The organism is Pseudomonas sp. Pdm06 (genome assembly GCF_014851795.1).
GTDB classification, from domain to species: domain Bacteria; phylum Pseudomonadota; class Gammaproteobacteria; order Pseudomonadales; family Pseudomonadaceae; genus Aquipseudomonas; species Aquipseudomonas fluorescens_AA.
This window is the reverse complement of the sequence record NZ_JACVAH010000020.1, coordinates 1-14,862: the sequence shown is the minus strand read 5'-3', so window position 1 is coordinate 14,862 and position 14,862 is coordinate 1. Positions and strand designations below refer to the sequence as shown.

Genomic DNA, 14,862 nt, shown 5'->3' with positions numbered 1-14,862 from the left:
GCAATTTAATAAACCAGTCCGCACAGTTACCGGCCTAGGGCGCTGCCATGGTCATGATCGACATCAGCGATTAAATGAAATTCATGGCCAAAATGGAGCGACGAACCCTCGGCGCCTCCGAACCTGATGATTCATTGCCGCGAGCTCTCGAACATAAAAAAGGCCTTGCCCTGCAAGACCTTTTTTCATACCCGGGGTAAGCGCAGCCCCTTGTTACCTCACCTCAACAATATCCAAAGCCCGATTCGCCAGCAGTTCACTCACCTCAATCACCTGCAAAATCCCCAACGCAAAATGCCGTCGTGATCCCTCAAGACCAAACGCCAAATCATTGATCATGGCATTAGCCGAAGCCAGGTTCTCACTAAGATTGGCAAGCAGACACTCCGAATCAACATCCGGAGCGATACGGAAGATGGTGTTGGGCTTGTCAGATGTTTCGCTCTTCGGCGTAGGCTTCAGTTAGTAATCCAACGCCCGGTTGGCAGCGTCATCAAGCTTATTGTTACGAGCAGACTGAGCGCGAGATACATGCTCATCTGCAGTTGGAGGGTTCGGTGTAATTTTTGCCATCGACTTAGGTTCCTGTAAGTGATGCTGCAACCACCTCGCGACTAAACGAGGGGGCGGCAGCTGTGCGCAGGTTAGTCGACCGGTGAACCTAAGAATCCCGGCGCGCCCGGGGGCGCCCTGCGCACAGCCACCATCAATACAGGAACAGCAAAGCCTGTCCGACGGGGACTTGGTACGCCTTAGGTTGAGACGGGCGACTAAACCCGATCACTGATGAACAGTGACAGGACCCAAACTACCGACGTGACCCAAGACGTACAAGCCGGCGGATTCTGGCGTAGTTGTAGGCAATGGCGCAAGGCGATGTCGGTCTTGGCTAGTCTCGTGGAGTCACGATAAACAGCTGGCTGGAATGTGGCTGATGCACCGCTATCGCGAGCAAGCTCGCTCCCACAGAGGCGCTTGTGTACATACGTCGCAGGGAAATGCATTCGCGACTGGCTGCATCCTTGCAGCCAGTCGCGAAGAAGGTTACGACTCGTTGTTCAACGGGGCTTGCGAGCAACGTCGCAATGAATCAGACGGGATATCTCGATCATATCCACAACGGTTTTGTCATCGACCTCAAACCCGCTGCCTGCCCCCCTGCGTTGCTATTACTTAAGCGTAACGTCGAGCATCGGCGGGATGTACCCATAGTCGTACTCGCCTACCACAAACGTCTGCTGCCCCTTTATTTTCAAGCCCACCGTTGGCGCCTCGGTGCCACCCACACGAATCTGCGTGCCGGTTTCGTCGGTCGGTACGCTGTCGATAAAGGAGGTCACCAGGCCGTTGGGCATCACGTAGTGCGAATAAGTCTGGAATGGCTGGGAGGACGGGTTGCCCAGTACCAGGCCGGAACCGTTGAGCGGCACGTAGGGGCCGAACAGCGAGTCCGCGACAAAACCGTACACGCCGTCCGGCCCGGTCACACCGTCGCCATAGGTGAAGGTATGGCTGATCGTGAACAGGTAGTACTTGCCATCCTGGAACACGAAGTGCGGGCGTTCTGTCTGGTCGTTGACGCCCACGGCCGTCAGCAGGGGCGGCAACATTTCCCAGTCGTCGCCGTCTGCGTCGCGGGCTACGGCGATGCCGACACAGGCGGTCTGGAAGCGCGAGTTGCCGACATCTTCATAACCCGGTGGCACATCGCCGATTTCGGCTTCGCCCACCTTATGCGAGCCGCGCTCGCCGGCCACGTTACCCTCGAACAGCATGTACAGCTTGCCATCTTCCGGGTCGCGGAAAGGCCATGGGTCGCGGAAACCCCAGAAGGCGTTTTGGGCTTCGGTCTGATACATCTTGCCGTCGGCCTCGAACAGCGGCTTGACCTTCTCGAAGCCGACCATGCTGACACCATGTTCAGTGGTCACGACCCGACCGCGCACCTTGACGATGGTCGCGCCCGGGGTGACGGCGGTGTAATACAGGTCCACTTCACCTCGGTCGTTCAACAGAATCGGCGTGCCGGCCCATTCGCGAGCGGTTGGCGAAACCCCTTCGGCCATGACACGGCCACCGAATTCCCAGTTCTTGCCGGTACGAGAAAACCAGTAGTACATCTTTGCCCGACCGTGACGATCGTTCCAATCGCGGAGGATGTCGTAGTTACCGTCCTCGTCGAGGTACTGCGGGTCGTTTGGATGACGATCGGCCGTCAGAGTGAAGATCACCGACCAGCCATCGACGGACGTCACGTTACCGTCCAGGTCGCGCAGGGGCATGGTGTCCCAGATGAACACGTCGTCGCTCAATACCGGGAAATCCGCGCGGACCAGCGGTTGAGTGGTGGTGGGATCGTCCGCCCGGACTTTCAACGCATCAGCGCGGGTCCACAGGCTGGGTTGATGGGGGGTGACACCGAATTTTTCAGTGGTGGTTTTCATAAGGTAATACCTCGTCCATGAATGGATTCAAATAAATGATGCTTGAGAAATACTGTGTGCACATACAGTGAAATAACCTTATAGAGACGCCCCCCTGCGGGTCAAGGAAAAAATGCATTTGTGCATATTTTGGTTTTTTCTTGAAGCTGATACGTTTCAGCTTTGAACGTTTGCAGAAGTTAATTTGGGGAGAGATCGACGACGTTGCCTGCACACTCGGTGCTTGAACGCTACTCAGTGGGGAGCCACACGGGGGGTTAGATTTGTCGCCGTCGGTGGCATGAAGGGAAGCGGGACGTGGTGGGCTGCTTGCGCGGTGGTGGGTCTGCGGTATTGATGTTGACTGGTGTGCCGCTATCGCGAGCAAGCTCGGCTCCCACAGGGGGGGGCTCCCACAGGGGGGACTGCCCCCAAGGGCTGGGGTGAAATACTTGTTATGGCGGTGGGTCAGTTGTTTTGATGGGGTTGATTCCGAAGGCTCAGTCACTCAATACCCGGGGTAAGCGCGGATCTGGATTTCACATCCGCCGCAGCTCTTTCGGCGAGGTCAGGCTCGGTCTAGGCAATCGCGCAAACAAAACTCCTGGCGCGACCGGCTTCAACACCCAACAAGCCTATTTCGGTTTCATCGATGGCTTGGAGCAGAACCAAGTCCCTGCCTTCGCGTCGGTAGACTGAACTGCCGCCTGAATCAGCGTGAACCACATATCCTCCGTGTTTTACGCCCACGCGAGCTTTAGCAAGAGCAATGCTGGCCGAGACCAGGATATGGAAATCCAGGACGTTGTTCTTATGCAAAACCGTCGCGCCAATGAAATGTTCTGCGCAGATTTCCAAAGCCAGTTGCAGCCCATGGATAGCCGGGGCTTCCCGATAACTGCCCGGCATGAATATCTTATCGGCCCAGAACTGCGCCCCGGCCAGTTCGTCCAACCCATCATTTCCGATATTGGGGTAGCGTTTATGCTGATAGAAGACGTTTCCATTCCAAATGATGAAGCCGGTATTTCTGACGATTCCGTCCCTGGCTTCCGCCCCTCTTGATTCGATTTTCGCGATCTCCTCCTTCGTAGTCGCTGCATGATGGCCATAGATCCCTTTACTGATGCGGTCCCGCTCCGGGATTTCATTCACAACCGCATCCATTTCCACACGATATTTTGCCTTGTTGATATTTCTGGCCGGTCCCCATGATTTCAACTTCCCGGTTTCCCTTTTCAGCGCCCTGGATTCCGGGCGCAACATTGATTTGAACCAGAGCGTCGTGCCAGGGACCAGTATCAGCCACGGATTTCTCGTTGAAATATCTGCCAATGTTGCCCGGATGATTTCTTTTTCCTCCTCCGACATAAACGAGACAGGCATGTCCTTGGAGAAAAGATACTCGGGGGCGACGACCAGGCAATAATTCAGTTGATGTTGATCGACATGTTTGGCGAAGGCCGTTCTCGCCATGTACAGCAAAGCCCCAATCCTAAGTTGTATGCTGAGAAGACTATTCTCGACGGGGACTCTTAATCTGCGTGTATCGAAGTCCCAGACCACCACCAGTACGTTCGGCATCCTTCCTCCCGCCTGGCTGCTGAGCGGTGCCGCAAGCCGGGTTGGCCGCATTCGTATGAGAAGGCACTTGGCGCGTTTTCCAGGAAAATTCAGCTTAGATGAGCCAGGACGATTTGCCCGACAGCCCCGGAAAAACATTTGTGAAGCGCAAGACTCGAGGCTCTTTGGGATGCCGCAAAAAATCGGGCCGGTGACCAACCTGCCCGATGCCAACAACCTGACCTATCAACCCAGCGTATTCAAACAAACCACCTTCGGCTGGGTCATTTCCTCATACGCAAACCGCACCCCTTCCCTGCCCAGACTGCCGTACTTGGAGCCCCCGAACGGCATCGCATCGAAACGAAAATCGGAGGAGTCGTTGATCATCACCCCTCCCGCCTCGATCCGTCGTGCGGCACTCATAGCCGTGGACAGGTCATTGGTGAAAATCCCGGCATGAAGCGCGTAATCAGGTTCGTTAGCCAGCGCAATGGCTTCATCAAACGTCTCGAACGGCTGCAACACCACCACCGGTGCGAAGACCTCGTTGCGCCAGAGTCGGCTGGCATGGTCGACGTTTTCCAACACGGTCGCGGCGTAGCAGGCGCCTTGGCGGCGGTGGCCGCAGAGTAAGGTAGCGCCTTGTTGCAGGGCTTCGTTGACCACGTGTTCGGCGTTTTGCGCGGCTTGGTGGGTGATCATCGGGCCGATGTCGGTGTGGGCGAGCAGTGGGTTGCCGACCACGAGGGCTTGGGCCTGGTGGACGAAGCGCTCGCGAAAGGCGGCGTAGATCGGTGCGTGGATGAGCAGGCGTTGGGTGCCAATGCAGTTTTGCCCGGCGGCCCAGAAGGCGCCGGAGATGCAGCTGTCGACGGCGGCGTCGAGGTTGCAGTCGGCCATGACGATAACCGGGGCGTTGCCGCCCAGGTCCATGGCGAGTTTTTTCAGGCCGGCGGTGCGGGCGATTTGTTCGCCGGTGACGAAGCCGCCGGTGAAGGAGATCATGCGCACGTCACGGGCGGCGACCAGGGCTTTGCCGAGTTCGGCGCCACCAGTGGCGACGGTGACCACGGTTTCGGGCAGGCCGGCGGCGACCAGGTAAGAGACCAGTTTGAGGGCTGACAACGGTGCCAGTTCGGACGGTTTGAGGATCACGGCGTTGCCGCCGGCGATGGCGGGGCCGAGTTTGTGGGCCACCAGGTTCAGCGGGTCGTTGTAGGGGGTGATGGCGACGATCAGGCCCAGGGGGTCGCGGGTGAACCAGCCTTGGCGCGATTCGGCGCCTTCGTAGGCGTCGAACGGCACGATTTCGCCGGCGTTGCGCTTGGCTTCTTCGGCGGAGAGTTTGAGGGTGTTGACGCAGCGTTTGACTTCTTTTTCCGCCTGTTTGAGGGTCTTGCCGGCTTCGTCGACGATCAGCCGGGCGAAGGCCTTGGCGTCGCGTTCGATGTTCAGTGCGGCATGTTCGAGAATGCTTGCGCGGCGATGACGCGGCAGCGCGGCGCAGGCTTTGACGCCGTTGCGGCCGGTCTCGAGCAGTTGTGGGACTTCTGAGGCTTTGAGGTCCGCGACGGTGCCGACGACGCTGCCGTCAAAGGGGTTGAGGACTTCGATGTGCGGTTCGACAACCGCCAGGGCCAGGCGCGATACGTTCACAGGTTGTGCTCCTGTTTGCCGGTTGCCGATTGGTGGATGTGGATGATGTCCGACAGCAGCGCGAAGGCGGTTTCGGTGCGGCCTGCGCCCGGGCCCGACACGGTGACGGCGCCGAGCAGTTCTGAGGTGAACGACACGGCGTTGGTGGCGCCGCTGACGCTGGCCAGTGGGTGGTCGTTACTCAGCAGGCGCGGTTCGACGCTGGCGCTGATGGAGCCGTCGGCGTTGCGGGTGGCGGCGCCGATGAGTTTCCAGCGTGCGGCGTCCTCGCGGGCTTTTTCGATGTCGTCCAGACCCAGGGCGGAGATGCCGCTGCAGGCGACGTCGTTGACGGTGAGCTTGGCGTCCAGCAGTTCGTTGGCGAGGATCACGACTTTGAGGCGCACGTCATGGCCTTCGACGTCCGCGGTGGGGTCGGCTTCGGCGTAGCCCAGTTCCTGGGCTTTTTTGACCGCTTCGGCAAATCCCAATCCGCCTTCCATGCAGGTGAGGACGAAGTTGGAGGTGCCGTTGAGGATGCCCTCGAAACCGGTGATCGAGCTACCGGCGAGGGATTGTTTGGCAAGGCGAATGACGGGGGTGCCGCTCATGACCGAGCCTTCGTATTCAAAGGCGACGTTGTTGCGCTGGGCCAGGGCTTTGAGTTCGGCGCCGTGCAGGGCGATGGGGCCTTTGTTGGTGGTGACCACGTGTTTGCCGCGCTCCAGGGCCCAGCGGCAGAACGAAGTGGCGGGCTCGCCGTCCACCGGGTTGGTGAAGGTGGCTTCGGCGATGATGTCGGCGCCGCAGTCTTTGATCACGGCTTCGTTGAGGGCGTCGACGGTGCCGCCGGGGAGTTGGGCCATGGCGCCTTGGGTGGCTGGCAGTCTGGTCAGTGACGCGGCGTCGAGGCCGTGGCGATCCATCACCGAACCGAGGAACAGGTCGGTGACGCCGACGATTTTCAGGGTGAAGCCGAGGTCGGTTTTCCAGCTTTCGTTACGCTCGGCAATCAGCTGAGCCAATGCCCGGTTCACACCGCCGAAGCCGACCAGCGCCAGTTTGTATTCAGTCATTTTTGTTATGTCCTTGATCCGGGGGTGGGTTGTTGGGATCTAGGTTAGGGGGGTGGGGTGGGCAGTGAAATATGCCAATTTGCTCTATTTTTTGGGCGTTTTGACCAGGGGGTGGGCAAAGCGGTAAGCCTGCTTGTTCCACTGGCCGGGCACATTCCCCTGTGGGAGCGAGCTTGCTCGCGATGGGGCCAGGTCAGGTACATCAGTGGTGGCTGGTGTACCGCTATCGCGAGCAAGCTCGCTCCCACAGGTTTTTTCAGTGTTTGGTCCATTGGTGTTGGGGCATGCAACTGCTTGGCCGACGCACCGCCGGCCGCTCTTGTGGCGAGGGAGCTTGCTCCCGCTGGGCTGCGCAGCGGCCCCTGGAATTGGCCTGTGCGGTGGGCCTGGGGGATTGTGGCCAACCTGGTTGGGGCTGCTTCGCAGCCCAGCGGGAGCAAGCTCCCTCGCCACGGTAGTGGTTGGGCCCATTCCCCGTGTGGGAGCGAGCTTGCTCGCGATGGGGCCAGGTCAGGTACATCAGTGGTGGCTGGTATACCGCTATCGCGAGCAAGCTCGCTCCCACAGGTTTTTTCAGTGTTTGGCCCATTGGTGTTGGGGCATGCAACTGCTTGGCTGACACACCGCCGGCCGCTCTTGTGGCGAGGGAGCTTGCTCCCGCTGGGCTGCGCAGCGGCCCCTGGAATTGGCCTGCGCGGTGGGCCTGGTGGATTGTGGTCAACCGGGTTGGGGCTGCTTCGCAGCCCAGCGGGAGCAAGCTCCCTCGCCACGGTAGTGGTTGGGCCCATTCCTCTGTGGGAGCGAGCTTGCTCGCGATGGGGCCAGGTCAGGTACATCAGTGGTGGCTGGTGTACCGCTATCGCGAGCAAGCTCGCTCCCACAGGTTTTTTCAGTGTTTGGTCCATTGGTGTTGAGGCATGCAACTGCTTGGCTGACACACCGCCGACCGCTCTTGTGGCGAGGGAGCTTGCTCCCGTTGGGCTGCGCAGCGCCCCCTGGAATTGGCCTGCGCGGTGGGCCTGGTGGATTGTGGTCAACCGGGTTGGGGCTGCTTCGCAGCCCAGCGGGAGCAAGCTCCCTCGCCACGGGGTTGTGGTGGCTGGGCGTCTGCGGCATTAGACCACCGACGACAACACAAACGACGTCACGGTGTTCTCCACCCCCGGCAGCGCGGAGATTTCTTTCCACACTTTATGCACCCGCTCCGGGTTCGCCGCACCCACCCGCAGCATCAAGTCAAACTCGCCACTCATCACATCGCACTGCAGCACTTCCGGCATGGCCTGCAACGCTTGCAACACCTCGGCGCCGCGCATGCGGTCGTAGCGGTAGACGAAGATCACGGCGTTGATGTTCGACGACGCTTGCGCGCCCTCCCCGGTGCGCACCGTATAGCCCTGGATCGCGCCGTCGCGTTCGAGGCGTTCGATGCGTTGGCGTACGGCGTTGCGCGAGAGGTTGACCTTGGCCGCTAGCTCGGCGTGGGCGGCGCGGGCGTTGAGGCGCAGTTCGGCGATGATGCGTTCGTCGAGGGGGTCGAGGATTCGCTTCATGGGGCCTCCGGTTATAGGGCGCCGAGCAGTTGATGGAGGGCACCGAGGTCGTCCGGCTGGATGCGATGAATCTGCGCCGGGCCATGTTCGGAAACTGGACGCTGTTGCGCCGCAATGCTGATGCCCAAGTCGCCGAGCAACTGCGCCGATTTGGCCGGTGAGATCTCGCCCAAGGTCACCATCGGCGCCACCAGGCTGCGGCGGTACAAGCGTGCCGCGAGCACGCCGGTGGCGGTATGGGGGTCGATGACGTAGCCGGTGTCGCGGTACAGCGAGGTGATTTCCTCCAGCGTCTGTTCATCGCTGACCGCGTACGAGTCGATGATCATCCGCGCCTGTAGCCAGAACTCGTTGGCGATGGTCATCTCGCCACGGGTTTCGAAGGTGTGCATCAGCGCGCTCACCGCTTGACCATCGTGCCCATAGAGCTCCCAGAGAAACCGTTCCAGGTTGGAAAAGATCGACAAATCCATGGCCGGCGACAGGGTCTTGCTGGCGCGCAACCGCGAGTAGTGGTTCTTCAAAAAGAACTGATGCAGTGCGTCATTCTGGTTGGTGGCGACGATCATCTGCGTGATCGGCAAGCCCATCTTCTGCGCGATGTAGCCGGCATAGACCTCGGCAAAACTCGCCGCCGGCACGCTGAAGCCAATGGGTCGCTGGCCGCCGCCCAACTGCAGCACCGCGTGGAAATAAAACACCAACTGCGCCATGACGCTGACCCAGTTGCTGGAATTGAAACTGATCGCCTCGTGCTGTCGGAACAGTTGAGTGACCAGGGTCTGGCATTCATCGAAACTGCCATCGACGGCCACTTGATGAACCCGCGGATGCGCCGTCGCTTGCAGGTCTTGAAGCTGGTCTTGCGGTACACCGGCCTCGGGATAAATCACCACCACATCGGTCTCGTCGCAGTGCTTGAAGGCCTCGATGGCGGCCAGGCCGGTGTCGCCGTTGGTGACGCCGATCACCACAGCGCGACGCCCGCGTTTGCGCAAAAAGTACTGCACCAGTCGCGCCTGCAATTGCGCGGCAAAGTCCTTCGAGGATCGGGTCGGCCCATGGAACAATTCCAGGACCCATTCGTTGCGATCCACCTGATGCAACGGCGCCAGGGACCGATGGCTGAACTGGCTGCCGGCCTCCTTGAGCACCCGCTTGAAGTCGGCCTCGGGGATCGCCTCGCCCACGAACGGACGCATCACTCGATAGGCCAGTTCGTCGTAGGCCAATGTGGACCAGTTAGCGATGTCCTGGGATTCGAACTGCGGCAGCTCGACAGGGACGAACAGGCCACCATCCTCGGCGATGGCCGACAGCACAACTTTTTCGAAATCGACCTGCACGGCGGAATTTCGGGTACTCACATAGCGCATGGTCAACTCCGGATATTCACTTGAAACGGCTCACTTGAAACGATGCGCCTGCTCCACCAGCCAGGTGGAAAACCGCGCCGCGTCGGGGTGTTGCTCGGCCCCGGAACTGCGCACCAGGTAAAACGATTCGCTGGCTTCGATGCGCTGGGCGAAGGGTTCGACCAGGCGCCCGTCTTCCAGCAACTCACTGACCATCGACGACCGCGCCAGGGCGATGCCCTGCCCCAGTTCGGCCATGCGCAAGGTGCAGACCAGTGTGTCGAATTGCATGCCGGTCGAGGAATCGACGCTGTCGACACCGACCATTTTCAGCCAGTACCCCCAGCCTTCTTCGTAGCCCAGCACGTGCAACAACGAATGCTTCGCCACGTCCGCCGGCACCTTCAGCGTCGCCATCAAGGCCGGCGAGCACACCGGGAACAAGGTGTCCCAGGTCAGGCGCTGGGACACCAGGCCGGGCCATTGACCGTGGCCCCAGCGGATTTCCATGTCGTCTTCGCCGTCCAGTTCCTTGACCCAGATGTTGCTGATGTAGCGGATGTCGACGTGGGGATGAGCCTGGCGAAAGTCCACCAGTTTCGGCGCCAGCCAGTGCACGAAAAACGCCAGGCTGCCGCGCACCTTGATTGGCCGGCGCTTGTGCTGGCCAAAGATTTCGTTGGTGCCCACTGCCAGTCGCGTGATCGCGTCCTGCACCACCGGCAGGTACGCCTGGCCTTCCTCGGTCAGGCCCAGCCCCCGGGGCAAGCGCTTGAACAGCGCCACCCCCAGATGGCTTTCCAATTGGCGGATCTGCTGGCTGACCGCGCCCTGGGTCAAAAACAATTCGTCGGCGGCGTGGGTGAAGTTCAGGCAGCGGGCCGACACTTCGAATGCCCGCAGCCAATTCAACGGGGGCAACGTTTTTTGCTTCATGATCTGGACCTCGTTGACCCCCACGCACCGGGCACGTTTGCCCGCCCCGTCGACGCGGCTTAGAACGCGTCCGACGGTTGTGCCACGAGGGCAACCGACAAGCGTCGCTCGCGGCTTTTGCGGGTAATGTAATACACGAAGTAACACCAGGCGATGAACGGCAAGCCGAAGTACAGCGCCACCCGCTGCTCAGGGTCGAAGGCGATCCCGACACACGCCAGGCTGCAGCACACCAACGCCCCCAGCGGCACCCACGGATAACCGCGAACGCGGAACTTGAGGTCGCGAATGTCGCCGCCGTTGGCCACATAGTGACGACGGAACGCGATCTGGCTCGCGGCGATGCTCATCCACACCACCACCACGGCCAGGCCGGAGATCGACACCAGCGCCAGGTAGATGGTGTCGGCGGCGAACACGCTGCTGAGCAACGAAGCGGCGCCGCCAGCCATGCTGACGATGATCGCGTTGAGCGGCGTGCCCATGCGGGTCAGGGCCGAGAATTGCTTGGGCAGGTGGCCTTGGTCGCTGAGGGTCCAGAGCATCCGCGAGGCGGCGTACAACCCGGAGTTGGCCGCCGACAACAGGGCGCTGATGATCACGAAGTTCATGATGTCGGCGGAGTACGGAATGCCGATGTAGGTGAACACCGTGACGAAGGGGCTCTCCACCAGGCCGGCTTGCTCGCGGGGCAGCAAGGTCGCCAGGACAAAAATGGTCCCGACGAAAAACACCGCCAGGCGCAGCACGGTGGTGCGGATGGCGCGCGGCACATTGCGTTGCGGGTCCTTGGTTTCGCCGGCGGCGATGCCGATCAGTTCAGTGCCGGAAAACGCGAAGGACACCGCCAGCAGCGTCATCGCAATGGGCATGAAGCCGGTAGGAAAAAGTCCTTCGCGGGTGAAGTTGCTCAAGCCGATGCTGTGGGCCTGGTCGATGTTCAAGAGGCCGAGAATCGCGCCACCGCCGATCAACAGGAACACCACCACGGTCAGTACTTTGATCAACGACAACCAGAACTCGGTCTCGGCGAACAAACGCACCGAGACCACGTTGGTGAGGAACACCACGCCGGCGAACAGCGCGCTCCAGATCCACACCGGCGTATCGGGAAACCATCGGGACATCAGGATACCGGCAGCGGTGAACTCGGAACCGATGGCCACCGTCCACGTCAACCAATACAACCAGGCCACGGTGTAGCCAGTGCCGGGCCCGAGGAAACGCGTGGCGTAGGTGCTGAACGAGCCGGTTTCGGGCATCTGCACCGCCAGTTCCCCCAGGCACATCATCACCATGTAGACCATCAGCGCACCGATGATGTAGGCGATCACCGCGCCCATGGGGCCGGCCTGGTTGACGGTGTAGCCGGACGTGAGAAACAGCCCGGTACCAATGACGCCGCCTAGTGCCAACATGACGATATGGCGCGTCTGCATTTCCTGCTTGAAGCCGGTCCGCGTATTAGTTTGTTGTTCTGTTATGGACATGGTTGTTTCTCATGAAATGTCAGGGCGCGCCTCTACCTCTGCGCGAGTAAGACAAGCGCCACTGAGCTTTTATTATTATTCCTATTCATGAACGCCCCGCTGACAGCCTTGTCGCGGAGTATCAACATTCACACTTCAGGTCACTGTCTCGGTGAGGACTTCATTGAGTTGCGGATCAAGTGTTTTTTTGACAAAGGCGAAGGCCTGTTTGAGGTCGTCCAATAAATCGTCCGTGTCTTCGATACCCACCGAAACCCGCACCAGCCCTTCGGAGATGCCCAGGGCTTGGCGTTCCTCCAAGGTGTTCTCGACATGGCTGGTGGTGCGGGCCGGACCGTAGATGGTTTCCACCGCGCCCAGGTTGCCCGCGCAATGGGCGAAGCGCAGGCGCGGCAGGAGTAGCTTGACCGTGTCCATGCCTCCGGCCAGGACAAAACTGACGATGGCGCCGAAGCCAGACATTTGCGCGCAGGCCACGGCGTGGTTCGGATGGCTGGGCAGGCCGGGGTAATTCACCGACTCCACCAGGGGTTCGGTGCAGAGGAATTCGGCCAGGGCCCGGGCGCTGTGTTGCTGCTGGCGCATGCGCAGCGCCAGGGTCTTCATGCCACGGATGATCAGGTAGGCCGAAAATGGGTCGAGGCTCGCGCCGTTGATTTCCCGGTAATGACGCACCTTGGCCATCAATGCTTCGCGGCCGCACACCAGGCCACCGAGCACGTCACCATGGCCGCTGAGGAACTTAGTGGCGCTGTGGATCACCACGTCCACCCCCAAGGCCAGCGGGCTCTGGTTCAGCGGCGTAGCAAAGGTGTTATCCGCCACCACCACCGCGCCGACACGCTTGGCCGCCGCCACCAGGCGCGGGATGTCGAGGATCTTCAGGGTTGGGTTGGTGGGAGTTTCCAGGTACAGCACCTGGCAGCCCTTGGCGATTTCACGCTCGATGTCGTCGTGATCGAAGGTCTCGCACAGGGTCACCGCCACGCCGGTGCGCGGCAGGAATTCTTCGAAGATCTTATTGGTGCCGCCGTAACTGTCCTTGGTCGACACCACGCGATCGCCATGGGCCAGGAAGGTGTAGAGCACGCTGCTGATCGCCGCCATGCCGCTGCTGAAGGCCACCGCGGACTCGGCCATTTCCAACTCGCGAATCTTGGCTTCGAGGGTCTCGACGGTGGGGTTGCTCATGCGGCTGTAGATAAAACCGGGGGCCTTGCCCAAGGCGACGTCGTACCAGACGTCGATGTCATCGTAGCCGTACGCGGCGCTGGCCACGATGGGGGTTTGCGTGGCGTTGTAGGGGTGCCTGACTTGCTCCCCACCCCAGACCGCCCGGGTTCCCGCGCCAGCGTTATCAAGCCCTGTGCTGTCAGGTTTATTGTTCATTGAGGCTACTCACACTGAGGGGGTGGACGTTGAGCCATCCACCGGATCTGAGGGCCAATATAGGGAAAAGCCGCGGGGCCGAGAAACGATGTTATCGGTGCCAAAGGGGTGGTTTTTTTAATGGCTGAGGGCCGAGTAGCGACCGGCGAATCACCGATGAACCTGTGGGAGCGAGCTTGCTCGCGATGACGGTGGGTCAGTTGCCATTGAGGGTGACTGATACTCCGCTATCGCGAGCAAGCTCGCTCCCACATTGGGGAGGCGTGATTTTTTTGCTGTGCTGGTAGGCGCGAGTTGTCATAACGCTGAAATCGATAGACACATCCTATACCACACAATCTAGATTTTATTCGTCCACATCCCGTATAGATTCCATCCAGAGAAAAAAATAATCCTTCTGCAACTGAGGGTCATTGATTATATCCTGATCATCATAATCAAATATATTCACCAAATTTTCTCTTGAGGCAGGCTTTCCTAGAGTATTTTCATAGGCCACGACGCCTAACGTCATCTGCGCAGACATGCTTGAAGGGCGCACATTTCGCTTAGCGCCCTTGCATAAAAACTTTAAGTCAGAGTGCTCCTTTATAATTTTCCCAAAGCAGTCATATATATTTACTCCCATATAAGCTTTCGACCACCCATTACTTAGCGTAAGCAGAATAGTCAACCTTCGCTCATTAATATCGAGCCAAGCCTCTTCTTTCTGTTCTCCCCTGAGGACGAAAATAGTTTTTCTATTTTTCATTATCACTCTCTATTAGGATTGGGCAATGAATAACCCACGAAGGTGCCATCCTTCTTCAACGGCGTCACCCCAATAATATCCCCAGTCTTTACTCGATCAAAAATTGCAATCTCGTGTTCATAGCTAAAAGGAATATCGTTTTTTGGGATTTCTTTATTCACATCCCGTCCGGGGATCTTCTTAAGAATATATAAATAGCCCTTCCGTGTTCCGTATCTTGTTCCAAAATCAATCCCAACACCTACGCTCGTTGTCGTACTAACATACTTACTGGGTGGATTTGTATTATCCAAAGCATGGAGCAGTAAATCGGTACTTTCTCCCAAACTCACAAAGCCCTCCTTAAAAATCACCTCTGGCCCTCTTAAGTCTCCGCGATAAAGGTATTTAGGTTTTGGCAGGGATGTTTCACCCCCATCCACCCCAACCTTCGCCGCCGGATCCTGATCCCCAACCGCCGGCCTACACCCACCCTTCCCCGGACAATCCACCAACCCCAACGGATCCACCCACCCCGTCGGGTTCAGGGTGTAGCGATACCCATTGAGCCCACCCGCCAGTTTGCTCGGATCAGGCGTCAAATAGCGGCCGGTCTCGGGATTGTAGTAGCGGTGCCGGTTGTAGTGCAGGCCGCTTTCCGGGTCGAAGTATTGGCCCTGGAAGCGCAGCGGTTGTTCCAGTTGTTCGC

The 14,862-nt window shown here is 59.3% G+C and carries 11 protein-coding genes and 1 pseudogene; all 12 read right to left on the bottom strand.

Annotated elements, in window-relative coordinates:
• Positions 1–213: 213 nt before the first annotated feature.
• Positions 214–573, bottom strand: a pseudogene (locus tag IB266_RS30820) (DUF6124 family protein).
• Between the two features lie 596 nt (positions 574–1,169).
• A complete protein-coding gene (locus IB266_RS26775) occupies positions 1,170–2,444 on the bottom strand; it encodes a glycoside hydrolase family 68 protein (protein WP_192263486.1) in 1,275 nt (424 codons plus the stop codon).
• A gap of 558 nt (positions 2,445–3,002) precedes the next feature.
• The gene (locus tag IB266_RS26770; RefSeq protein ID WP_192263485.1) at positions 3,003–4,007 is read right to left on the bottom strand and encodes a hypothetical protein; all 1,005 of its coding nucleotides are present in this window, start codon (positions 4,005–4,007) and stop codon (positions 3,003–3,005) included.
• Between the two features lie 225 nt (positions 4,008–4,232).
• Positions 4,233–5,645 carry an aldehyde dehydrogenase family protein gene (locus IB266_RS26765; protein WP_192263484.1) on the bottom strand — a complete coding sequence of 471 codons (1,413 nt, stop codon included), beginning with the start codon at positions 5,643–5,645 and terminating at the stop codon, positions 4,233–4,235.
• Positions 5,642–6,700, bottom strand: coding sequence for a homoserine dehydrogenase (locus IB266_RS26760; RefSeq protein ID WP_192263483.1), 1,059 nt, complete (start codon positions 6,698–6,700; stop codon positions 5,642–5,644). Before IB266_RS26760 ends, IB266_RS26765 begins: the two co-directional genes overlap by 4 nt.
• A 1,115-nt stretch (positions 6,701–7,815) precedes the next feature.
• Entirely contained in the window at positions 7,816–8,253 is a 438-nt protein-coding gene (locus IB266_RS26755) for an Lrp/AsnC family transcriptional regulator (RefSeq protein WP_053125728.1), read from the bottom strand.
• 11 nt (positions 8,254–8,264) lie between these two features.
• The gene (gene thrC / locus IB266_RS26750) at positions 8,265–9,629 is read right to left on the bottom strand and encodes a threonine synthase (RefSeq protein WP_192263482.1); all 1,365 of its coding nucleotides are present in this window, start codon (positions 9,627–9,629) and stop codon (positions 8,265–8,267) included.
• 30 nt (positions 9,630–9,659) lie between these two features.
• A complete protein-coding gene (locus tag IB266_RS26745; protein ID WP_192263481.1) occupies positions 9,660–10,544 on the bottom strand; it encodes a LysR substrate-binding domain-containing protein in 885 nt (294 codons plus the stop codon).
• A gap of 59 nt (positions 10,545–10,603) precedes the next feature.
• The gene (locus IB266_RS26740) at positions 10,604–12,034 is read right to left on the bottom strand and encodes an amino acid permease (protein ID WP_060740446.1); all 1,431 of its coding nucleotides are present in this window, start codon (positions 12,032–12,034) and stop codon (positions 10,604–10,606) included.
• Positions 12,035–12,169: 135 nt separating this feature from the next.
• Positions 12,170–13,423 (bottom strand): cystathionine gamma-synthase family protein, encoded by a 1,254-nt coding sequence (locus tag IB266_RS26735; protein WP_072410372.1) that lies wholly within the window; start codon positions 13,421–13,423, stop codon positions 12,170–12,172.
• Positions 13,424–13,769: 346 nt separating this feature from the next.
• Positions 13,770–14,174, bottom strand: a complete 405-nt coding sequence (locus tag IB266_RS26730) for a hypothetical protein (protein WP_192263479.1) — start codon at positions 14,172–14,174, stop codon at positions 13,770–13,772.
• Between the two features lie 2 nt (positions 14,175–14,176).
• On the bottom strand, positions 14,177–14,862 hold a 686-nt coding region (locus tag IB266_RS26725), incomplete at its 5' end, for an RHS repeat-associated core domain-containing protein (protein ID WP_318646606.1).

Coding starts and splice junctions, on each gene's coding strand:
- IB266_RS26760 (WP_192263483.1), bottom strand. CDS start 6,700: ATGACTGAATACAAACTGGCGCTGGTCGGCTTCGGCGGTGTGAACCGG.
- thrC (WP_192263482.1), bottom strand. CDS start 9,629: ATGCGCTATGTGAGTACCCGAAATTCCGCCGTGCAGGTCGATTTCGAA.
- IB266_RS26730 (WP_192263479.1), bottom strand. CDS start 14,174: ATGAAAAATAGAAAAACTATTTTCGTCCTCAGGGGAGAACAGAAAGAA.
- IB266_RS26770 (WP_192263485.1), bottom strand. CDS start 4,007: ATGCCGAACGTACTGGTGGTGGTCTGGGACTTCGATACACGCAGATTA.
- IB266_RS26740 (WP_060740446.1), bottom strand. CDS start 12,034: ATGTCCATAACAGAACAACAAACTAATACGCGGACCGGCTTCAAGCAG.
- IB266_RS26735 (WP_072410372.1), bottom strand. CDS start 13,423: ATGAACAATAAACCTGACAGCACAGGGCTTGATAACGCTGGCGCGGGA.
- IB266_RS26775 (WP_192263486.1), bottom strand. CDS start 2,444: ATGAAAACCACCACTGAAAAATTCGGTGTCACCCCCCATCAACCCAGC.
- IB266_RS26755 (WP_053125728.1), bottom strand. CDS start 8,253: ATGAAGCGAATCCTCGACCCCCTCGACGAACGCATCATCGCCGAACTG.
- IB266_RS26745 (WP_192263481.1), bottom strand. CDS start 10,544: ATGAAGCAAAAAACGTTGCCCCCGTTGAATTGGCTGCGGGCATTCGAA.